The following is a 21,677-nucleotide window of genomic DNA, read 5'->3' on the forward strand; positions in this document are numbered from 1 at the left end:
CTCACCCGAATCACTTACTGGTGTAAGCTCATCGGGATTCGCTTGCTTGCCGCCTACCTGTAACTTCAATGACTTTGGGTAAACCCTGCGGCTTTGAAGCTACAGGGGGGTTGGCTGTGCTCACTGTTCTGATTAGATTTAATGAGCCTCATCCTGTTAGCTCACTAAATTAATCCTGCTGAGCTAAACGTTTTACCGTTTCTTTCGCGCCAAACTGCTGAAGGCTGAGATAAGCTTCTGTTACAGCTTGAACAAATTCGGATTGTTGTGGCAAGGATTCACCAAACAGTGATTTTAATGACAATAAACTCTGTACTCTGGCAACCCCATCTTCGCTATTCTCAACGGAGGCTTTAAAGCTATCCACCATTGGGTCACGAATATCAATAGGTTGCCCGTTATCATCTACACCGCTCACATAACGCATCCAACCCGCGATACCCAGTGCCAGGCAGCGATATGGGCCGCCATTTTGTAAATGCCAACGCACTGAATCCAGCATCCGTTGTGGCAATTTCTGGCTACCGTCCATAGCGATTTGCCAGGTGCGGTGTTTCAATGATGGATTGCTATAACGCTCAATCAACTGGTCAGCATAAGCATTCAGATCAATACCGGTGACGCGCAATGTTGGAGCTTGTTCTGCCATCATCAGACGACGTGCGGTCAGCCGATAATTTTCGTCTGCCATGCAGTCATTAATATGCTGATAACCGGCCAGATACCCCAAATAGGAGAGGTAAGAATGGCTACCGTTCAACATGCGCAACTTCATTTCTTCAAATGGCAAGACATCATCAACTAACTGTACCCCAGCGACTTGCCAGTCAGGGCGACCCGCGACAAAATTGTCTTCAACCACCCATTGAATAAACGGTTCACAGGCAATACCGCAAGCATCGGCCACACCTAACGTATCGGCTATCTGTTGTAATGTTTCTGGGGTAGCAGCCGGAACAATGCGATCGACCATGGTATTAGGGAAAGTGACATTATGCTCTATCCAGCTTGCCAACTCTGGGTCGCGGGCTGTTGCCAGACCCAGTACCGCGTTTTTCACCACATGGCCATTTTCTGGAATGTTATCGCATGACAGCACAGTAAACGGCGGCAGTCCGCGCAAGCGCCGTAATCGCAGCGCTTCAACCAGAATACCAGGGGCGGAAGTGGGAGCATCAGGGATAGCGAGATCGGCGCGGACAAATTCATTTTGCAGATCCAGTTGGCCGGTACCCGGCTCAATGCAATAACCTTTCTCCGTAATGGTCAGCGACACGATCGCCACTTGTGGTTCGGCCAATTTTTCCAGCACCTGCATAACGCCGTCTAAGCGGGCATGCACCGATTCACATACCGAGCCAACGACAATGGCTTGATTGCTTTGCGCGCCTTTTTCCAATACGGAGAAGAGGTGATCTTGTTGGCGCAAGTTTTGAATCAAGACATCAGCACCAAACAAGCTGACTTCACAGATTCCCCAGTCTCCCCCTTGTTTATTTAATACCCTGTCAGTCAATAGCGCCTGATGAGCGCGGTGAAATGCGCCAAAACCGATGTGAACAATGCGGCTTTTCAGTGCAGTTCTATCATAAGCAGGCTGCTGTACGGTGTCGGGAAGGCGGCTGTTGGCAATAGTGTTCATTCGTGGCTCCAGAATCATTCACCCCATGGATATAACAAAGGGGATTGCGATAAAAGGTGTTAGATAAAAAGTTGTTAGACCAGTTTCGTTTGGCTTCTATAGGAAAAAGCCACACCATACTGACCGTTTTCTTTTGCTTGTTGCCATACAATAACGGCTTGCAGTGTAAAGCCATATGACAGAAAATAAAATTGGTAAGTCCAATATTGATTATATTCGTGAAGTGGATCAACCAATGAGGTTTTGCTTTTTGACACGCAGCGCTTAAAGAGTAAGGATAAAGCTGAGTGATACCTCTTGGAAATCGGTATAACAACATTGTCGATATAAAAGCATTCGTGGGATAACCGCATTAGTCGGTATAACAAAATTGTATGCACCTGAACAGTTTACGTAGAAGGTAAAAATAAATGGAACAAACATGGCGTTGGTATGGCCCAAATGATCCGGTGTCGTTAGATGATGTCCGTCAGGCTGGTGCGACCGGAGTAGTGACTGCATTACACCATATCCCGAATGGTCAAGTCTGGCCGGTGAGTGAAATCAAACAGCGTCAGGCTGAAATTGCGGCTAAAGGGTTGGTATGGTCGGTGGTGGAAAGTGTACCGATTCATGAGGAAATAAAAACTCATAGCGGTAATTACGATCAACATATTGAAAACTATCAACAAACTCTGCGTAACCTTGCCGAATGCGGCATTGATATCGTGTGCTATAACTTCATGCCGATATTGGACTGGACACGTACCGATCTGGAATATCAATTGCCGGATGGTTCCAAGGCACTGCGCTTTGACCAGATAGCCTTTGCTGCTTTCGAGCTGCATATCCTGAAACGCCCCGGCGCGGAGAAGGATTACACCGCTGAAGAGCAAGCACAGGCGAAAGCTTACTTTGACGCGATGACCGAGGCTGATATTGCTAAGTTGACAGGCAATATCATTGCGGGTCTACCCGGCGCTGAAGAGGGTTATACGCTGGATCAATTCCGTGCGCGCTTAGCCGAGTATGATGGCATCGATAAAGCACAACTACGTGAAAACATGGCATATTTCCTGCGTGCGATTATACCGGTCGCTGAACAGGTCGGTCTGCGTATGGCGGTTCACCCGGATGATCCACCGCGCCCAATTCTTGGCCTGCCGCGTATTGTTTCCACCATTGAAGATATGCAGTGGCTGAAAGAGACCGTTGACAGCATCCATAATGGTTTCACTATGTGTACCGGCTCTTATGGTGTCCGTGCAGATAATGACTTGGTGAAGATGATCGAGACTTTTGGCGATCGTATTCACTTCACTCATTTGCGTTCGACTTGCCGCGAAGGGAACCCAAAAACCTTCCATGAAGGCGGTCACCTGCAAGGTGATGTTGATATGTACTCAGTGGTTAAAGCCATTTTAACTGAAGAGCAACGTCGCCAGGCCGCGGGAGATAGGCGTCCAATTCCGATGCGACCAGACCACGGCCACCAAATGCTGGATGATTTACATAAGAAAACCAATCCGGGCTATTCCGCAATTGGTCGGCTGAAAGGGTTGGCAGAAGTTCGCGGAGTTGAGTTGGCGCTTAAGCGCGCATTCTTCCCTGAGCTTAAATAGCCCTTCATCTTTCAAACTGCAGGTGTGTTGGCTGCTCTCAATAACCCGAATCACTTACTTATGTAAGCTCATCGGGATTATCTCGCTTGCCGCCTTCCTGCATCTTGAAATCTATAGGGCATAGTTTGGGTATAAAATAGTTAAGGGCCGGTATTCCGGCCCTTAATAATTTGAAAGATGAAGGGTATTAGTCTGCACGGCCCATATAGCGGCGCTCTGCAATATGAATACGGATTTTCTCGCCAGGGCTGATATATTCTGGTACCTGAATAGATAAACCGGTACTCATTACTGCCGGTTTGTTACGGGCACTGGCTGATGCACCTTTAATGCTCGGCGCGGTTTCAACAATTTCCATATCAACAGTCTGTGGCAATTCTAACGCCAGCAATTGACCATCCATTGTCAGAACTTGCATCCCTGGCATCCCACCTTCAGGAATAAACAACAGTTCTTCTTCAATCTGCTCTTTTTTGAAGTTGTATGGAGTGAAATCTTCGTCATCCATAAAGACGTATTCGTCGCCATCGATATAAGAGAAATTCACACTGCGGCGCGTCAAAGTGATGGTGTCGAGGATTTCATCTCCTTTAAAACGCTCTTCAACTTTTAAACCGGTACGCACATCAGAAAAACGCATTTTATACAAAGTGCTCGCACCACGGGCACTTGGGCTTTGCACGTCGATATCTTTCACCAGCAGTAATTTGCCGTTGAGGTTGACCGCCATACCGCGTTTTATTTCGTTAGCTCTTGCCATTTATTAACCGCCAATCAGGATTGAAGATAAGTTGCGACAAGTTACTCGTGCCGCGTGATTCAGGCAAGGAGATAGCGCAAAAAAGAGTAAGATTTTCGTGACAGAATCGGCCTTATGCATACACCGGCAACAGACCCATTAATGCTGCAATATGAGCCACAGCATTGATCAGGCCAAACAGGATAATAAAGCCAATCATAAAGCGCCCACCCGGTGCGCGATAACTTGCTTGTGGGAAGCGTTTACGACTAGCGCGCGCCATCAATGCCGGGACAATAACCGCCCAAATGGTGGCGGCTAAACCAGCAAAACCAATGGCGTAAATAAAACCATTCGGGAACAGCAGCGCCCCGACAGTAGGTGGAACAAAAGTGATGAGTGCTGATTTGGTACGCCCGCCGCGGTCATCGGTGAATTTAAAGAAATCAGCAATAAAGTCGAACAAACCAAGGGATACCCCAAGGAATGAGCTGGCTAATGCCATATAAGAGAAGGCATTTAGCAGTTGGCTGGTGGTTTGACTGGCAGAGACGGTATCCATCTGTTTCAGCAGGCTACCAATGTTACCGCCATCAGCAATAACTTGTTTGAATGCATCCCGGGCTATATTGCCCTGAATGGCATACTGCCACAGGATATAAATGACCAACGCTATCAACGTGCCGTATAGCAAGCTGCGCACCACCGCTTTACCATCTTTATGGTAGTACTTCACCAACCCCGGCACATTACCGTGGTAGCCAAAGGAGGTCAGTAAGTAGGGTAGTGCGGCTAATGCATAGGGTAAATAACTGGCATTGCTATCAGTCTGATTGAACAAAACCGCGCTTTCCACATGGCTAAACATATCACCGACAGACATGACGAATGTAATGACCATTCCGCCGATCAATATGGTGCTTAAGCGATCAACGGCGCGGGTGGATAACCAGACAATAAATGCCACCAAAACGGCAAAGATAAAGCCTGCTCCGGTTTGACCAATGCCCACGGTGTTTTCCAGCGTATGGGTAATAATTGAGCCGCCGGCTGAAATATAGGCGTAGGTCAGAATATAAAGAACAAAAGTGATAGATACACCATTAATGGAGCTCCACACCTTACCCAGCAGGTCTTGCACCATGGTGTGGAAACTGGCTCCGCTCGGATAGTTCAGATTGGCTTCCAGAATCATCAAACCGGAAATCAGCATGCAGGCCCACGTATAAATCAGCAGCATAACTGAGCCGCTGAACCATACTCCCGCAGTTACGATGGGTATTGAGAACATCCCCGCCCCCACAGCGGTACCGGCGACTATCATTGCGCCGCCGAGGACGGAGGGGCGTGATAGTGGTTGGGATACTTCCATCGACATTTAATTTCACTCCAAATTCTCTTCGTACTTGAAGTTGCAGGGGTGTTCGCTGTACTCACTCACCCGAATCACTTACTTTTGTAAGCTCATCGGGATGAGTTCACTGGCTGCCTACCTGCAACACCAATTACTTTGAGAATATATAATATGGTAATTGTTCTTTCGTACTAGCTCAATGGTACATTGTGGCAGCGAAGCTGTAAACAGATGAATATGCTTATGTGGATAGTTTGGTCAGTGGTTAGTCTTGGTTCGGTGTTGTGTTGTAATTGAATATCGCCTGAATAAGCATTTTTTAGGTTAAAAAGTAAACTGGGAATAATCGAGTTAGGTGGTGAAGCTGTGTGCTGGATCGGCTATTGAGTCGTTGAGCAAGGATAGTGCTGGTAGTTAACGAGGGGGGTTGCTATTGTCCGCTGTTATTCCACCAGCCTACAGGAGCCTGCTGATGGACTGTCGCTCAGATTGCGGTGCCTGCTGTATTGCTCCTTCAATTTCCAGCCCGATCCCCGGTATGCCATTCGGCAAGCCCGCCAATACCCGTTGCCTGCATTTGGATGACAATATGCGCTGCGGTATTTTCCATTTGCCATCTCGCCCGGCAGTATGTGCCAGCCTGCAAGCATTGCCGGAAATGTGTTTTGATACGCGCGAAAAGGCGCTGGTGTATTTGATTAAACTGGAAGCGGATACTGCGCCTTAATCGATGACTGGCTCGGCGAGAAAGCACGGTGAGCCAAGGGTTTACCGCACCTAGGGGCGCTCCGACGGCTTACGCCGTTACGACCCCAACGGCACGATTCCCCTTGGTTTAATTTGTCAGCAATATGAGGGCGATAATAATATTGCCCTCAGTTATTCAACCTGAAGACTAAGCCCCAGCCGGAACTGCGTGAGCGGTATTTTTCAGCACTGGCCCGGTGTATTTTTCAATTTCAAGCTGTGCCATCTGGCCACAGTTACCTTGCGCCAAACTGGACGAGCCGATATCGAAAGTCAGGCAATTAATATTACCGTTCTTACAAATTGAACCCGGAACAGACGGCTCGGCGGGATCAAACCATGCCCCTTCGCTTATCCGTACCACGCCTGGCCGCACATCTTCCGTTACCACGGCACCGACCAAAATCTGCCCGCGATCATTAAATGCTCGCACTAAATCGCCGTTCACAATCTGACGTGCGCTGGCATCTTGTGGGCTGATCAGAATGGCTTCGCGATCCGCTACCGCGTACTTTTCGCGCAGTGGTGTGTTATCCAATTGCGAATGCAGGCGGTTGATTGGGTGCGCAGTGTTCAGCGACAGCGGATATTTTTTCGCTTCGGCTCCGCGATACCATTCATGCGGTGGCATCCAGGTTGGGATCCCCTGACAATCGGCATACTCCATTTTGGCGATGGTATCGGAATAGATTTCAATTTTACCCGATGGTGTACCAAGTGGGTTGAGTAATGGATTCTCACGATAATCGGCAAAACGCACCCATTGCTTGTTGGCCTCAGGAATGGGGAAGCGAATATAGTTATTTGACTCCCAGAACATATCGAAAGGCGGTAGGGCGACACGTGCTGTACGGGCTTGTGACTTCATATCGTCATACATTGATTTCAGCCACTGAGTTTCATCTTTACCCTCGGTAAAGGCATCAATGACCCCTAGCCGAGTGGCCATAGCAGCGAAAATATCAAAATCACTGCGGGCTTCATGTTGTGGCGGGACGCACTGATGCATCGGGAAAACATAAAGCTGTGAATAGTCGCCGCCCATTTCCAAATCGTTGCGTTCATAACTGGTGGTGGCCGGTAACACGATATCGGCATGTTTAGCGGTGGCAGTCCAGTAGGGTTCGTTAACCACGATGGTTTCAGGGTGTTGCCAGGCTTTCACCAAATTATTGGTATCCTGATGCTGATGGAAGGTATTTCCGCCAGCCACATAGACCATTTTGACATCGGGATAGGTCACTTTGGTGCCATTAAAATCAATGGTTTTGCCCGGATTTGCCAGACACTCGGCAATGCGCGCCACCGGAATCGGTGATGGCGAGTTCTTCGGCGCATTCCCGGCAGAAATCCCCGGTAAAATACCGCCTTTCGCCGTTGGGCTACCACCGGAAGAGTAGTGGTAGCTGAAACCAAAGCCGCCACCCGGCAAACCAATTTGGCCAAGCATCGAGGCAACCGTCACCAGCAGCCAGTGTTGTTGCTCACCGTGGTGTTGGCGCTGAATCCCCCAACCGCCCATGATCATGGTGCGCTGCTTCGCCATATCGCGTGCCAATTGGCGTATCACGTCAGCATCAACACCACTGATATCTGCCGCCCATTCTGCACTCTTCGGCTGGCCGTCGGTTTCCCCGAGCAGATAGGCCTGGAATTTATCGAAGCCAATGGTATAGGTTTTGATAAAGTCCGGATTGTGCAGCTTTTCCGTCAGCAAGGTATGGGCAATCCCAATGAGCATCGCGCTGTCGGTATAAGGGCGCGGGGCAATCCATTGGGCATTAGTGAATTTGGCGCTGTCATTATGAACCGGGTCAATGCTAATGACTTTGGTGCCTTTCTTCTTCAGCGCTTCAAAGCCCGTTTGGCCAACGTGATCCGGAACGTTCCAACTGTTTTTCAGCGTGATCATTGGGTTACACCCCCATAGGATCACCAGCTCGCTATTATCTACTACGTTAGGCCAGGCAGTTTGTTGTTCGTAAACCTCCATTGACCCCATGACATGAGTCATGATCACCTGTGCTGCACCGGTTGAATAGTCACCGGCATAACCGAGGAACCCACCACTCAGGTTCATTAAGCGTTGCAGCAAAGTGCGGCTGTTGTGCAGCATACCGACACTTTTCCAGCCATAAGAACCGGCATACAGCGCTTGTGGGCCGTGGTCTTTCTGTACCCGTACTATTTCGTTACACACCAGTTCTGTGGCTTTGTCCCAACTGACGCGCACCCATTCATCGCGGCCACGTAGTTCGGTATGGCTGCCGGGGCCACCTTCCAACCAACTTTTGCGCACCATCGGATATTTGATACGGTTCTCAGCATGCACTTGATAAGGAGCCATAGTGATCAGGTCATTTGGCCACGGATCATCTTTGACCGGCTGCACGCCGACCATACGTCCATTTTCGACGATAGCCTCAAAGGCTCCCCAATGCGCGCCGGTCAGAATACCTTTCTGTGCCTGACGCAGTGCCAGAAACTGCGGTAATGCCTGGCTGATAGCTTGCGCTAACGCTGATTTTGGCCACAGGCCACCTATCAGAGGCAATGCGGCCAGCGCACTGGTGCCCAATAAGAAGCGACGGCGGCTCATTTGCAAAGGTTGTTGTTCGTATTTAGTCATTTTCGCCTCTTATTTACAGCTTGGCCGGCATATCACTGGCATGTTTTTGTACATATTGTGTCATCACGCGTAACTGTTCCTGAGTCAGGGAGGTACGTGGTGCCATGCCTTTGATTACCCCAATCCATTGGTTCGCATTGAAGCGGTCGAGCGCGGTTAAACCGTGGCAGCCAGTGCAGTTAGCCGACATCATATCAGCGGCATAGCGCCAGATTTTCTGTTGATCATCAACCAGTTGTTTCTTCGGTAACCACACCTGAAGCGCGACCTGATGCCAGACCAAATTAGTTTCCGGGTCAGTTTGGGTATTTAATGTTTTCAGCGCTTTTTGCGCATCTTCGCCCAGTAACACACTCAAAATGCGTTTCCCTTGAGCGGCATAGAACACTTCTGCCACGCCATCTTGCTGCCAGCCTTTCACATCCACCAACACCTGGTCACCTTGCTGTTTCACCACTTCAACTTCAGTCGATGGCATCAGGTTACCGGCGTTATGGCTGTCATCTGCGTTCATAAAGAACGGCTCAGTGGCGATGGTATACAGGGTGGTGGCGGTTGCTGGTGTTTGTGCTGCTGCGGTGGCCAATTCGGCCGCACCGGCCTGAGTCACTTCACTCATGTCGGGCAGGATATGGGCCACACCTTTATGGCAATCAATACAGGTTTCACCCTTTTTGATGGCGACAGGGTGCTGAATCCGTGCTTCAGCGCTTTGTCCGGTGATATCCATTGCATCAAAGCTGTGGCATGAGCGGCAGGTGGCTGAGTCGTTTTCTTTCAGCGTTTTCCACACCGATTGGGCCATAGCGAGTTTATGGGCTTCATATTTCTCTGGTGTATTGATGGTGCCAACCATTTCACCGTAGATATCTTTTACCGCGCGGATTTTGGTCCACAGATAATCCAGTGGTTCATGAGGCACGTGGCAGTCAGCACATTCAGCGCGGATACCTTTGGTGTTTTGGAAGTGGACGCTACCTTGATATTCAGCCAGTGGCTGCTGCATGGTATGGCAGGAGACGCAGAACGCGGTATCACTGGTTTTATGGAAGACAGTGGCAGTTCCTGCGAGGAGCGCGGCACCGATAATAATGCCGATCAGCAGAATCCATAACCATCCCCACCGGCGTCTTTTCACGAAGCCAGTTTGTTTGTTGCTCATAATTGCACCCACTGTTATTTATCTAATAATTATTGGTAAAACGGGCGGATCAAATGCACGACTGGATAAAATGCCAGATAATCTGCCAACAGAGCCTTATCTACCAGCGATAAGTCTTTCCCATAAAATAAGTGGGTCTATTGTAGGGAGGTTTTCTGTTGATGACTAACTCTATAGGGTTATTTAGCAATATTAGTTCAAATTGCTGAATATAAATGTGATGAATGGATAAATTTTTGTGGGATTGCACATATAACCAGCTGATTTTGCTGGTTATATATCGGTTTATATAGCGCTATTTTTTAGTCGTAGGGGAAGTAAAACTGCTGATTCAACCATAAATCGATAGCATGACGGCTGGCTTCAAAATGAGGTTCGGGTAATTCGCGCGGATCACACCACAGCCATTGCTGACATTTATCCGGTTCTTTCAGCTCAGGTCGCCCGCCGGGGTGTTGTGCCAGCAAACAAACCGAAACTGTATGTTTACCTTCTTCACGCCAGGTCGCTAGGTTATTGCATAAACCAATAACTTTCATCTCATTGATATTTAAACCTATTTCTTCAAATATCTCTCGCTGTGCCGCTTGTTCAAAAGATTCTCCAGCCTCCATGTGGCCACCGGGAATGGACCAGTAAGGCGCATGCTGACTGCTGCGTTTGCCGAACAGTACCTCACCTTGTTGATTAACAATAATAACGCCAACACCGACAACAACAGACATCGTTTAGCTCCTTTGATATGAGTATCAGCAACTGTCAGCAAATGGGGCTATTTTGCTGCTAACAGAAACTCGTTAAAGACGAAAATGTGCGGAGTGTCAAAAATCCACTAAGAATAAAAGCAGAAAACTTGCATATATTCTGAGTCGGAAACACACTCCTTGAAACGTTTCAGCGTTATCTCGTCACCAGATGATAAAGGGTAACGCTCCTTTTTCTCATTGAAGCTGAAACGATTCAATTTCAGCAAGAGAGGAGACATAATGTTCCAGTTATCGGCGAAAGATATCCATCTGGCTGCACAAGCAGACAGCAAAAACGAGGCCATCACCCAGGTGGCGGCTGCTCTAACTCAAGCTGGCAATGTTGCTGCCGGCTATCTTGATGGGATGCTAGCCCGCGAGCAGCAAACCTCGACCTATTTGGGTAATGGCATTGCTATTCCACATGGTACCACTGATACCCGCGACCTGGTGCTGAACACTGGCGTTCAGGTTTTCCAATTCCCGCAGGGTATTGCCTGGGGCGAAGATCAAACCGCCTATATTGTTATCGGCATTGCAGCACGCTCCGATGAACATCTGGCATTATTGCGCCAACTGACGCATGTATTAAGTGACGATGCGGTTGCCGCGCAGTTGGCAAAAACAACTTCAGCTGAAGAATTACGCAGCTTGCTGATGGGTGAGAAAAAAACCGCTGAATTCCATTTTGACACTTCACTCATTGCCCTCGATGTCGCGGCTGACAACTTGATCACGCTGCAAGCACTGAATGCGGGTCGTTTACAGCAAATCGGGGCTGTTGATGCGCACTTTGTTAGTGATGTTATTACTCGTGAACCGCTGAATCTGGGACAGGGGATCTGGCTGAGTGACAGCACCGCAGGTAATTTGGTCAGTGCTGCGACGGTCAGCCGCCCGGCAATCGCTTTTGAACATAACGGGGAGAAAGTTGCCCTGTTGCTGACACTGTCAGTGGTCGATGATCAGCCATTCTCGGTGCTGAACTATCTCAGCGACTTGCTATTGGCGAAGAAAGCTGACCTATTGCTGAACGCTGATGCTGCCGCACTGTTGGCTTTGCTGACCAGTGAATATATTGAACAAAATGAAGTATTAAGCGCTGAGTTTGTGGTTCGTAACGAACATGGGTTACATGCGCGCCCAGGGACGATTTTAGTCAATACAATCAAACAGTTTACCAGTGAAATCACCGTAACCAATCTGGACGGTACCGGTAAACCCGCTAATGGACGTAGTCTAATGAAAGTTGTGGCTCTAGGGGTTAAAAAAGGGAATCGTCTGCGCTTTACCGCCAGCGGTGAAGATGCACAAGCTGCACTGGATGCCATTGGTGAAGCTATCGCCGCCGGTCTGGGCGAGGGGGCAGCATGAGCAGAAGAGTCGCCACCATCACATTGAACCCAGCTTATGATCTGGTGGGCTTTTGCCCGGAAATCGAACGCGGTGAAGTTAATCTGGTAAAAACTGCCGGTCTGCATGCGGCGGGTAAAGGTATTAATGTTGCCAAGGTGCTGAAAGACTTAGGTATTGATGTCACTGTCGGCGGTTTCCTCGGCAAAGATAACCAAGATGGCTTCCAGCTTTTATTTAGCGAATTGGGTATCGCCAACCGTTTTCAGGTCGTGCCGGGGCGTACCCGCATTAACGTTAAACTGACCGAAAAAGATGGTGAAGTCACTGACTTTAACTTCTCCGGTTTTGAAGTCACCAAACCGGATTGGGATCGTTTTGTAAACGACTCATTGAGTTGGTTGGGGCAGTTCGACATGGTAGCGGTCAGCGGTAGCTTGCCAGCGGGGGTGAATCCCGATGACTTTACCGACTGGATGAAGCGCCTGCGCTCCCAGTGCCCGTGCATAATTTTCGACAGCAGCCGCGAAGCCTTGGTTGCGGGTCTGAAAGCCTCACCTTGGTTGGTGAAACCCAATCGTCGTGAACTGGAAATTTGGGCTGGTCGTCCGTTACCTGAACTGGGTGATGTGGTGGAAGCCGCACATGCACTGCGCGATCAGGGAATTGCCCACGTGGTGATCTCCCTCGGGGCCGAAGGTGCGCTGTGGGTTAATGCCTCTGGTGCCTGGTTGGCAAAACCGCCTGCCTGTGACGTGGTCAGCACCGTTGGTGCCGGTGACTCAATGGTGGGTGGCCTGATTTATGGATTGTTAATGCGTGAGTCCAGCGAGCATACCTTGCGTCTGGCAACCGCAGTCGCTGCTTTGGCTGTCAGCCAGAGCAATGTGGGTATTACGGATCGCCCACAACTGGCAGCCATGATGGCGAAAGTGGACCTGAAACCCTTTAATTGATCTCCGGAGGCGAAATGAAAACGCTACTAATAATAGACAGTTCGCTCGGGCAGGCCAGAGGCCACCTTGCGTCACTGATGTTGGGTGCTGCGGCGGCAAAAGCAGGACTGAGCTGGGTTGAGAAGGCGGTAGATGCAGAACTGGTGATTGTGGCTGGGCAATCAGTCCCGGCTGACAGTGCGCTGAACGGCAAAAACGTGTATCTCGGTGATGTGGAAAAAGCGGTGCGTGATCCTGAAGGCTTTCTGGCTCAGGCTATCACTCAGGCCAAACCTTATCAGGCTGCGGTTGCCGCCGCGCCAGTCGCCGCATCAACGACCGGCCCGAAACGCATTGTGGCGATTACTGCCTGTCCAACAGGTGTAGCTCATACCTTTATGGCTGCTGAAGCCATTGAAAGTGAAGCGAAAAAACGTGGCTGGTGGGTAAAAGTTGAAACGCGCGGTTCTGTCGGTGCAGGCAATGCTATTACACCGGAAGAAGTGGCTGCGGCCGACTTGGTGATTGTGGCGGCTGACATTGAAGTGGATCTGGATAAGTTTGCCGGCAAACCTATGTACCGCACCACGACTGGCTTAGCGCTGAAAAAGACCGCGCAGGAGCTGGATAAAGCACTGGTGGAAGCGGAAGTTTATCAGCCAAAAACTGGCAGCAGCACTGGGGTGAAGAAAGCAGAAACCGGCGGCCCGTATCGCCATCTGCTGACCGGTGTCTCTTACATGTTGCCAATGGTGGTTGCTGGCGGCCTGTGTATCGCGCTCTCGTTTGTATTCGGTATTAAAGCCTTTGAAGTGAAAGGCACACTGGCTGCGGCCTTGATGCAAATTGGTGGTGGTTCTGCCTTCGCCCTGATGGTACCGGTATTGGCCGGTTTTATCGCCTTCTCCATCGCTGACCGCCCGGGCCTGACGCCGGGTCTGATTGGCGGTATGTTGGCGGTGAGTACTGGTGCGGGCTTCCTTGGCGGTATCATTGCCGGTTTCCTCGCCGGTTATGTTGCCAAAGCTATCAGTACCAAACTGCGCTTGCCACAGAGTATGGAAGCACTCAAACCGATATTGATCATCCCGCTAGTCGCTAGCTTGATTGTTGGTTTGGTGATGATTTATGTGGTCGGTACACCGGTGGCTAAAATCATGACTGGCCTGACTAACTGGCTGCAATCCATGGGTACGGCTAATGCGGTACTGTTGGGGGCTATTCTCGGTGCGATGATGTGTACCGATATGGGCGGGCCAGTGAACAAAGCGGCTTACGCCTTTGGGGTGGCGCTGTTGAGTTCTTCAGTTTATGCACCGATGGCAGCCATCATGGCGGCGGGGATGGTTCCACCGCTGGCGATGGGGCTGGCAACACTGCTGGCGCGGCATAAGTTCGACAAAGGTGAACAGGAAGGGGGCAAAGCGGCGCTGGTTCTGGGCTTGTGCTTTATCTCTGAAGGGGCAATTCCGTTTGCTGCCCGTGACCCAATGCGTGTCTTGCCGTGCTGTATCGCGGGCGGTGCATTGACCGGTGCTCTGTCGATGGCCTTCGGCGCGCAACTGATGGCACCACATGGTGGCTTGTTCGTGCTGTTGATCCCAGGGGCCATCCATCCAGTACTGTTATATCTGGTGGCGATTATTGCCGGTACTGTCCTGGCCGGTGGCCTGTACGCGATGTTGAAACGCCCTGATGCGGTCGTGGCAAAAGCCGCATAAGTATTATTAGACACAGATAAAGATAATTAATTAGTGCCAGTCAGTTAACGCTGACTGGCATTTTTTATGCTTTCTATCATTATTACAATGGGTTAATAAAGTAGAGTTAGGTACACATTGCATTATTAATGAATAATAATGATGGCGAAAAATTAAACTTTGTTTAGGTTTTGTTTAAGTTTTCTGCGTAAAATCGCGATTCGCCAATAATCATCTGGTTAGTCATTCAGTAACTGCAAGATTAAAAGTGAAAAGGAGGATGGGGTGGGTAGCCCTGTTGTTTTAGATAAATTAAAAAATGTGCTTATGATTAATAATGAAGCACATGCTTTATCAAAGAATGAAGTGCTGCTATTGGAGTTTCTCTATTTACGTGCTGGTGCAGTGATTCCCCGTGATGAATTAATCAGTAGCTGCTGGCCTGACCGGGTGGTTTCTGCAGTTTCACTGCCGGTGGCGATAAAGCATATCCGTGATGTATTGCGTAAAGCTACCTCAAATGAGGTCATAAAAACCCATAAAAGTGTCGGTTATAGTTTTCAGCAAGATAGTCTTGAATTGGTTATATGCAGCCCGGTATATGAGCAACCAGCAAATAACCTGGCATTAAATCACGTTGCCGCTGATGAGAATATTGATGACAAACCTCAGCCACAACTATCGACCAAAGTACGTCAAAAGTCTTGCCATAATTATGCTGGCTACTTTATGGCTGTCGCTGTTGTTATTGCTATGACACTTTTTATGATCGGTGAAGAAGATATTGTTTCTTTTACTGATAGTAATACCAATAACACTATTATCACTAATGCACCACCGGCATTAGTTCATACTGCCACGGTATTACCTAAGGCTAAAAATAGCCTGATATTTAAAGACGATTTTGGTTCAGTGATTGTTTGTAATAAATCGGAATGTAAATTGCAATGAAAATCAGAACATGGGTTCTCATCACCGTTACCTCGATTATTACATTATTATTAATCTACAGTTACAAGCACTTATGCTATTACGCCGAAGTCAAATATGGCCCCAACACTGAACATATAGATGTCAGAGTGAGCGGGCTAAAGTTTGAGGTTCTGCACTATATTCTTGATAAAGATTCGCACTTAATTCTGTCAGAAGAGATGTCTGGTGTGAGCCTAAGAAAACCTTGGGGTGGATTTGTATTCTTCCCATTGCACTCATATCAATCGGCACCCAGTGGGCAACCGAAAGGGTCGCTAAAGTCATTAGGATCACCTTTATCAGTTTGTATTTATGAAGTCGATAACCAGAAAAAGAATATTGTCAGTTTCTTTCAGGGTGATCGCGGGTTTATTGAAATCAATGGTGAAACTATTCACTTGTCTTCGCTATTGTTAGGCTTGCAAGGCAAACATATTCATGCGTCTTATCGTAGCCTGAGTGAATAACAGTGTTACTTTAGAAATCCCCTTAATAATCTCCCGAATAAAAGATAAAAAAGCAGGATATCTCGCTGAGCTATCTTGCTTTTTTATACGTCAGTATTTATTAAATATTAATAATCCATTAATAATTTAATCTTTCAAAAAAACCTTGCCAGTATATGCCTCGTCGGTGATGACATCGTTAGGTGCTGTTACCGACATTCATTATCGTTTATCGTTTATCGTTATTCATCTTCTTACTAATCAATTAATGGGAGGTTGTTTTATAAAATGAATGTGAAGAAATTAGTTAAAAAACCACTGGCAATTGCGGTATTAATGCTGACCTTTGGTGGAGTGGCGAATATGGCACATGCAGGTTCTGTCATACAAAGCCAAGATGTTTTTGCATCGAAAGAAGTTAAACAAGGTGGGGCTTTTAAAGTTGAATTTACCGCCAGTCCTGATGAAATCGTTTCAGGCCGTCAGGAAAATGATGTGGCAGCATTTATTTTGAAAGCATCAGACTCAGCAGAGCATGATGGCTGGCGACTAGTTACAACTGGCACATCTGAAGGTGGATATATGTATGATGACAATGGTAATCGTGTGGAGTTACATAGTTCATCATGGACATGGGAGGGGGGAAGTAGTAACTGGTATATAAATGACGGTGGAAATGCTGCGGTAGAGGATCACCTTTATGTAGCTAAAGGTCAGGTGGTTCCCGCAGGAACATATCATTTCACAGGTCGCGTTGAAGAATATCTATTATAATTAGTTTGGCAGGGAATATGGCGGTTTATTATCGTCATATTCCTTATGTTATTGCTTCATGAAAATATATTTGATGAGTTATAAATGAAAATCAATATTAACAAGGTTATTATTCTAATTTTTTCATCATTAATGTTTTTACCTTATGTTTATGCTAAGGAGACAGGACTGCATGCCATTCAACATAAATTTTCAGTAAAAGTGGGTGAAACACGTGCTATCTACCCATTATCTTCAGTGAAAGGGATTTCATTGTCTATGGTGAATCCGCAAGATTATCCGATTTTAGTGCAAACGCAGATTAAGGATGAAGATAAACACTCATCAGCCCCTTTTGTGGTGACACCGCCACTATTTCGCCTGGATGCGGGTATGCAAGGGCGAGTACGCGTAATTCGCACTGGCGGCAACTTCCCGCAGGATCGCGAAAGTTTACAATGGCTGTGCCTAACTGGTGTACCACCGAAAGAGGGCGATATATGGGATAATGGCCATCATGATAACAAGAAGGAAACGCAAGATGTTAATCTGGATGTCAGGTTGTCTATCAGCACTTGCATGAAATTGTTGGTCAGACCGGATCAACTTAAACAAAAACCCGAAGATGTTGCTGGGGAATTAATTTGGCAGCGTAATGGGAAACAGTTGCAGGTTAATAACCCGACATCATTTTATATCAGTTTTAAATCAATTAATTTGGGAGGTAAAAATATCAATTTATCTTCTGCTGGTGAGAATACCTATGTGGCACCTTTTGGTGAAAGGAGTTATGCACTGCCGATGGATATGGCTGGATCTCCCGTAGAAGTTAATTGGAAAATCATTAATGATTTGGGCGGCGAGAGCCAGGTATTTAAAGCCAATGTTTAAAGAGAATATTTAAAGTTATTACTGTTATCTGATATTCCCCCTATATTTTTATGGGGTGAGGTGATGTTTTTCTTTTTAAAAAATTCGGTGGTTAAACTTATCGCGTTTCTGGCGATATGCTTAGTATTCCCGGTATGGGCCAGTCATTATACCTTTGACCCTACATTATTAGTGGGTAATAATATTAATGCTAATACTAAAACGGATCTGTCTTTATTTGAACAAGGAGGGCAATTACCGGGTACTTATCTGGTGGATATATTCTTAGGTGATGAAAAGGTGGATTCCACTAATGTGACATTCCATGCAGTAAAATCTCCGACTGGAGAGTATTCGTTGCAGTCGTGTTTAACTAAAGAGCAATTATCCCGCTATGGCGTGGATATGGATAATTACCCTGATTTATTGCCACAAGGAAAAAATATTCAGCAGGATGAGCCAGCAAGCCAATGTGTTAATTTGGCGGCGATTCCACAAGCTAGTGAAGAGTTTGATTTTTATGCTATGCGGCTGGTGCTGAATATTCCGCAAGTAGCATTACGGCCTAAGGATGAAATACCTGTTGAGCGTTGGGATGACGGAATCACTGCTTTTTTGCTGAATTATATGGCCAATAGCACTACCACAACCTATCGCCAAACCGGTGAGCAGCAAAGCTCGCACTATGTTCAGTTGTATCCCGGTTTCAATATCGGGGCATGGCGTATTCGTAATGCTACCAGTTGGAATCAATCGGGTAATAGCGCTGGCAAATGGCAAAGCAGCTATATCTATGCCACACGCGGGCTTTATCGCTTAAAGAGTCGTATCACATTAGGGCAAAGTTATACTCCCGGTGACTTTTTCGATAGCGTGCCCTTTAGTGGCGTGATGTTGGGCGATGATGACAATATGCTGCCGAGCAGCCAGCGCGATTTTATGCCAGTGGTGCGCGGCATTGCCCGCAGCCAGGCGCGGGTCGAAGTGCGGCAAAATGGCTATCTGATCTACAGCACCGTGGTATCACCGGGGCCGTTTGAGTTAACTGACGTCATGCCAAGTAACTCCAGCAGCGACCTGCATGTGAGGGTGCTGGAAAGTAATGGTGCAACGCAGGAATTTACTGTGCCTTACAACGTTCCAGCAATTGCGCTGCGCAAAGGACGTTGGCGCTACAACCTGATGGCGGGGCGCTATCGCCCGGCTAATGTAGATGTGGAAACCACACCTATTGCTCAGGCCACGGTGGCTTATGGTTTGCCGTGGAATCTGACTGTCTTTGCCGGTCAGCAGTGGTCACTGCATTATCAGGCGACCTCTGCCGGGCTTGGGGTGATGCTGGGGGATTATGGTGCGTTATCATCCAGCATTACCCAGGCGACCAGCGAATATCACCAACAGTCGCCAGTGAAAGGGCAGGCGTGGGAAGTGCGCTATAACAAAACCTTGCAAGCCTCGGATACCTCGTTTTCATTGGTCAATAGCCAATACAGCACCGCTGATTTCAGTACGCTATCCGATGTGTTGCAGAGTTACCGGCGCAATGATAACAGCCGCAATGGTTGGCATTCGCCGCATTTGCGTAATCAAACGGCGGTGACGATTGGCCAGTCGTTAGGCCAGTTTGGCTATCTGAACCTGAATTGGTCACGGCGGGGTTACCGGGATGCCCCGACAAGCAGTTCCTGGGGCGTGCAGTATAGCTTCAATACTGGCAACCTTTATTGGTCACTGGATTGGACGCAAAATCAATATCGCGGTAGCCATGATCGCCTGTTGAGTCTGTCGGTGAGTATGCCGTTGGGGCGCGATCACAATACTTATGCGGCTTATCGTATGACCTCATCCGATGAGAGCAGGGATCATGAATTGAGTTTGTACGGTCATGCTTTCGATAATCGGTTGAACTGGAATGTGCGCCAGACAGAGCATTATGCTCAATCTCACTCCGGTGAGAACAGCGGCTCACTGGGCCTGAATTGGCATGGTAACTATGGCGATATTGGCGGAGATTATTACTATAATCCGAATATGCGCCAGATCAGTGCCAATGTCTCAGGTGGGGCAGTTATCCACCGCCATGGGCTGACACTAGGGCCGCAGATCAATGGCACTGCTGCACTGATTGAAGTGCCGGGGGTTAGCGGAGTGTCTACCAGCGAAGACCATCGGCTGAAAACGGATTTTCGTGGTTACAGTATCGTGCCGAGTCTCTTCCCTTATCAGGAGCATGATATCTCGCTGGAAACCACTGATTTACCACCGGATGCCGAGGTGACAAACACCGATGCCAAGGTGTTGCCGACTGAAGGAGCGATAGTGCGCGCCAGCTTTAGCCCACAAATTGGCGCACGGGCGCTGATGACCATCAAACGGGCTAATGGCGAGACCATTCCGTTTGGCGCGATGGCAAGTTTGGTTAATCAGCCCGCGAATGCAGCGATTGTCGACGAAGGCGGGAAAGCCTATCTGACTGGCTTGCCGGAAACCGGGCAGTTGTTGGTGCAGTGGGGTAAAGATGCCAGTCAGCAGTGCCGGGTTGATTACCAGCTTGCGACGGCGAAAAAAGGCGATGCCGGGCTGTATATGCTCAGTGGCGTGTGTCATTAAGCGGGATAAACCATAGTAAAATGCCCGTCAGGTTAGCTGGCGGGCATTTTGTGTTTACACGTCGGCTTGCGACTTCAACCAGGCTATTTCTTCAGCCCAGATATCTGGATTGACGGTTTCCAGAATCAGCGGAATATTATCGAAACGCGGATCGCGCATAATATAGCTGAATACGGTTTTGCCGATGTTCCCTTCACCCAAGCTGTGGTGGCGGTCAACACGGCTGTTAAATTCGCTTTTCGCATCATTAAGATGCATACCGCGCAGATATTCGAAACCGACAATATCCCCCAGCGCACCGAATGTGTGTTGGCAATCAGCTTCAGTACGCAAATCGTAACCAGCGGCGAAAGCATGGCAGGTATCGATACAAACGCCCACACGGCGCTTATCTTCCACCCCATCAATGATGGCGGCCAGATGTTCAAATTTGAAACCGAGATTACTGCCCTGACCCGCAGTGTTTTCAATCACGGCGGTCACGCCCTCAGTTGCATCCAACGCGATATTGATGGATTCTGCGATACGCGCCAGACACTTATCTTCATCAATTTGCAGTAAATGACTGCCAGGGTGGAAGTTCAGTAATGATAGCCCCAGTTGCTGGCAGCGCATCATTTCATCAATAAAGGCTTCACGAGACTTCTCAAGCGCCTCGGTGACCGGATGACCGAGGTTAATCAGATAGCTGTCATGAGGCAGAATTTGGGCCGAGGTATAACCGTATTGCTCACAAGCTTGCTTAAACTTTTCAATCACATCTTCCGCCAGTGGGGCGGCGCGCCATTGACGTTGATTCTTGGTAAACAGAGCAAAGGCAGTGGCCTCAAGTTCGTGCGCCCGAATCACAGCCTGATCGACTCCACCTGCTGCGCTGACATGTGCACCGACAAATTTCATTCCATTCTCCTTTGATAACCCAGCCATTATGGCATCGATAGCGGCGCGATTGAATGGGATAAACTGCGGGAAAAGAAAAGGGCCACCGAGGCAGCCCTTAAATAGTAATCAAATAGCGGGATACTGGCTTTACGCTGCAATATGCTGCACCAATAAGTTGATACCCGTACCGCCAATCAGCAACCAGGCAAATAGCATCAAAGCCAATAACAGCGGTTTGACCCCAGCCTGGCGGATAGAACCCACATGGGTGGTTAACCCCAGAGCTGCCATCGCCATCGCCAGCAAAATGGTGTCCAGTGTAATCAAGTGGCTAACCCAAGCTGCGGGCAGCAAATTCAGTGAGTTAAAACCGGCCATCAGGATAAATATCACCGCAAACCATGGAATAGTGATGGCACTTTTTTCACGTTTTTGCCCACTGGCCTTCAGGCTGCTGCGACCCAGATAAGCTGACAGTAACAGCAAGAAGGGCGCGAGCATCATGACGCGGATCATTTTGGTAATGACGGCGGCAT

The 21,677-nt window shown here is 48.3% G+C and carries 18 protein-coding genes; 10 read left to right on the forward strand and 8 right to left on the reverse strand.

Features of this window, described 5'->3' with window-relative positions; translation table 11 throughout:
* Positions 1-169: 169 nt before the first annotated feature.
* A complete protein-coding gene (locus ACNSO8_RS19585; RefSeq protein WP_050159672.1) occupies positions 170-1,642 on the reverse strand; it encodes a mannitol dehydrogenase family protein in 1,473 nt (490 codons plus the stop codon).
* Between the two features lie 410 nt (positions 1,643-2,052).
* Here ACNSO8_RS19585 and uxuA point away from each other — a divergent pair, with 410 nt between their 5' ends.
* On the forward strand, positions 2,053-3,243 hold the full coding sequence (gene uxuA, locus ACNSO8_RS19590; RefSeq protein WP_019083491.1) for a mannonate dehydratase: 1,191 nt from the start codon (positions 2,053-2,055) through the stop codon (positions 3,241-3,243).
* 187 nt (positions 3,244-3,430) lie between these two features.
* Here the strand turns inward: uxuA and yeiP are convergent, their stop codons facing one another.
* Together yeiP and mtr are read right to left on the reverse strand one after the other, a co-directional pair.
* Positions 3,431-4,003, reverse strand: a complete 573-nt coding sequence (gene yeiP / locus ACNSO8_RS19595) for an elongation factor P-like protein YeiP (RefSeq protein ID WP_004389501.1) — start codon at positions 4,001-4,003, stop codon at positions 3,431-3,433.
* 112 nt (positions 4,004-4,115) lie between these two features.
* Positions 4,116-5,360 (reverse strand): tryptophan permease, encoded by a 1,245-nt coding sequence (mtr, locus tag ACNSO8_RS19600; protein ID WP_050298346.1) that lies wholly within the window; start codon positions 5,358-5,360, stop codon positions 4,116-4,118.
* A 448-nt stretch (positions 5,361-5,808) separates the two neighbouring features.
* On the opposite strand from mtr, the gene ACNSO8_RS19605 reads away from it, so the two are divergent.
* A complete protein-coding gene (locus tag ACNSO8_RS19605; RefSeq protein ID WP_005171402.1) occupies positions 5,809-6,063 on the forward strand; it encodes a YkgJ family cysteine cluster protein in 255 nt (84 codons plus the stop codon).
* A gap of 168 nt (positions 6,064-6,231) precedes the next feature.
* Here the strand turns inward: ACNSO8_RS19605 and torA are convergent, their stop codons facing one another.
* The 3 genes from torA to ACNSO8_RS19620 all read right to left on the reverse strand — a co-directional run bounded on the left by torA (position 6,232) and on the right by ACNSO8_RS19620 (position 10,599).
* On the reverse strand, positions 6,232-8,712 hold the full coding sequence (gene torA, locus ACNSO8_RS19610; protein ID WP_019079943.1) for a trimethylamine-N-oxide reductase TorA: 2,481 nt from the start codon (positions 8,710-8,712) through the stop codon (positions 6,232-6,234).
* 13 nt (positions 8,713-8,725) lie between these two features.
* Positions 8,726-9,874: a NapC/NirT family cytochrome c gene (locus ACNSO8_RS19615; RefSeq protein WP_050163837.1), complete on the reverse strand. Its 1,149-nt coding sequence runs from the start codon at positions 9,872-9,874 to the stop codon at positions 8,726-8,728.
* Positions 9,875-10,176: 302 nt separating this feature from the next.
* Complete coding sequence (locus ACNSO8_RS19620; RefSeq protein ID WP_418395608.1) at positions 10,177-10,599, reverse strand: nucleotide triphosphate diphosphatase NUDT15; 423 nt, start codon at positions 10,597-10,599, stop codon at positions 10,177-10,179.
* A 261-nt stretch (positions 10,600-10,860) separates the two neighbouring features.
* Between ACNSO8_RS19620 and fruB the strand changes: the two genes are divergently transcribed.
* The 8 genes from fruB to myfC all read left to right on the forward strand — a co-directional run bounded on the left by fruB (position 10,861) and on the right by myfC (position 20,259).
* Positions 10,861-11,994 (forward strand): fused PTS fructose transporter subunit IIA/HPr protein, encoded by a 1,134-nt coding sequence (fruB, locus tag ACNSO8_RS19625; RefSeq protein ID WP_019079941.1) that lies wholly within the window; start codon positions 10,861-10,863, stop codon positions 11,992-11,994.
* On the forward strand, positions 11,991-12,929 hold the full coding sequence (fruK, locus tag ACNSO8_RS19630) for a 1-phosphofructokinase (protein WP_013650126.1): 939 nt from the start codon (positions 11,991-11,993) through the stop codon (positions 12,927-12,929). The genes fruB and fruK overlap by 4 nt, the downstream gene beginning before the upstream one ends.
* A gap of 14 nt (positions 12,930-12,943) precedes the next feature.
* Positions 12,944-14,629 carry a PTS fructose transporter subunit IIBC gene (gene fruA, locus ACNSO8_RS19635; RefSeq protein WP_268215865.1) on the forward strand — a complete coding sequence of 562 codons (1,686 nt, stop codon included), beginning with the start codon at positions 12,944-12,946 and terminating at the stop codon, positions 14,627-14,629.
* 264 nt (positions 14,630-14,893) lie between these two features.
* The gene (locus ACNSO8_RS19640) at positions 14,894-15,559 is read left to right on the forward strand and encodes a winged helix-turn-helix domain-containing protein (protein ID WP_019083488.1); all 666 of its coding nucleotides are present in this window, start codon (positions 14,894-14,896) and stop codon (positions 15,557-15,559) included.
* On the forward strand, positions 15,556-16,047 hold the full coding sequence (gene myfF / locus ACNSO8_RS19645; RefSeq protein ID WP_050159773.1) for a fimbrial polyadhesin regulatory protein MyfF: 492 nt from the start codon (positions 15,556-15,558) through the stop codon (positions 16,045-16,047). The genes ACNSO8_RS19640 and myfF overlap by 4 nt, the downstream gene beginning before the upstream one ends.
* A 267-nt stretch (positions 16,048-16,314) precedes the next feature.
* Positions 16,315-16,800, forward strand: coding sequence for a MyfA/PsaA family fimbrial adhesin (locus ACNSO8_RS19650; RefSeq protein WP_418395609.1), 486 nt, complete (start codon positions 16,315-16,317; stop codon positions 16,798-16,800).
* Between the two features lie 84 nt (positions 16,801-16,884).
* The gene (locus ACNSO8_RS19655; RefSeq protein ID WP_418395610.1) at positions 16,885-17,670 is read left to right on the forward strand and encodes a fimbria/pilus periplasmic chaperone; all 786 of its coding nucleotides are present in this window, start codon (positions 16,885-16,887) and stop codon (positions 17,668-17,670) included.
* Between the two features lie 114 nt (positions 17,671-17,784).
* Positions 17,785-20,259, forward strand: coding sequence for a fimbrial polyadhesin usher MyfC (myfC, locus tag ACNSO8_RS19660; RefSeq protein WP_418395612.1), 2,475 nt, complete (start codon positions 17,785-17,787; stop codon positions 20,257-20,259).
* 54 nt (positions 20,260-20,313) lie between these two features.
* Here the strand turns inward: myfC and nfo are convergent, their stop codons facing one another.
* Positions 20,314-21,159 carry a deoxyribonuclease IV gene (gene nfo / locus ACNSO8_RS19665; protein WP_019079934.1) on the reverse strand — a complete coding sequence of 282 codons (846 nt, stop codon included), beginning with the start codon at positions 21,157-21,159 and terminating at the stop codon, positions 20,314-20,316.
* Positions 21,160-21,288: 129 nt separating this feature from the next.
* Positions 21,289-21,677 (reverse strand): putative sulfate exporter family transporter (locus tag ACNSO8_RS19670; RefSeq protein WP_418395611.1); only part of this gene is annotated, 389 nt, incomplete at its 5' end.

The sequence above is a fragment of the Yersinia sp. LJYL362 genome, from assembly GCF_048323875.1.

Excerpts from the sequence above, each read along its gene's own strand:
- ACNSO8_RS19655 (WP_418395610.1), top strand. The coding sequence starts at position 16,885 with ATGAAAATCAATATTAACAAGGTTATTATTCTAATTTTTTCATCATTA.
- nfo (WP_019079934.1), bottom strand. The coding sequence starts at position 21,159 with ATGAAATTTGTCGGTGCACATGTCAGCGCAGCAGGTGGAGTCGATCAG.
- fruB (WP_019079941.1), top strand. The coding sequence starts at position 10,861 with ATGTTCCAGTTATCGGCGAAAGATATCCATCTGGCTGCACAAGCAGAC.
- torA (WP_019079943.1), bottom strand. The coding sequence starts at position 8,712 with ATGACTAAATACGAACAACAACCTTTGCAAATGAGCCGCCGTCGCTTC.
- yeiP (WP_004389501.1), bottom strand. The coding sequence starts at position 4,003 with ATGGCAAGAGCTAACGAAATAAAACGCGGTATGGCGGTCAACCTCAAC.
- ACNSO8_RS19615 (WP_050163837.1), bottom strand. The coding sequence starts at position 9,874 with ATGAGCAACAAACAAACTGGCTTCGTGAAAAGACGCCGGTGGGGATGG.
- ACNSO8_RS19585 (WP_050159672.1), bottom strand. The coding sequence starts at position 1,642 with ATGAACACTATTGCCAACAGCCGCCTTCCCGACACCGTACAGCAGCCT.
- ACNSO8_RS19650 (WP_418395609.1), top strand. The coding sequence starts at position 16,315 with ATGAATGTGAAGAAATTAGTTAAAAAACCACTGGCAATTGCGGTATTA.
- fruA (WP_268215865.1), top strand. The coding sequence starts at position 12,944 with ATGAAAACGCTACTAATAATAGACAGTTCGCTCGGGCAGGCCAGAGGC.
- myfF (WP_050159773.1), top strand. The coding sequence starts at position 15,556 with ATGAAAATCAGAACATGGGTTCTCATCACCGTTACCTCGATTATTACA.
- fruK (WP_013650126.1), top strand. The coding sequence starts at position 11,991 with ATGAGCAGAAGAGTCGCCACCATCACATTGAACCCAGCTTATGATCTG.
- uxuA (WP_019083491.1), top strand. The coding sequence starts at position 2,053 with ATGGAACAAACATGGCGTTGGTATGGCCCAAATGATCCGGTGTCGTTA.
- ACNSO8_RS19620 (WP_418395608.1), bottom strand. The coding sequence starts at position 10,599 with ATGTCTGTTGTTGTCGGTGTTGGCGTTATTATTGTTAATCAACAAGGT.
- ACNSO8_RS19605 (WP_005171402.1), top strand. The coding sequence starts at position 5,809 with ATGGACTGTCGCTCAGATTGCGGTGCCTGCTGTATTGCTCCTTCAATT.
- mtr (WP_050298346.1), bottom strand. The coding sequence starts at position 5,360 with ATGTCGATGGAAGTATCCCAACCACTATCACGCCCCTCCGTCCTCGGC.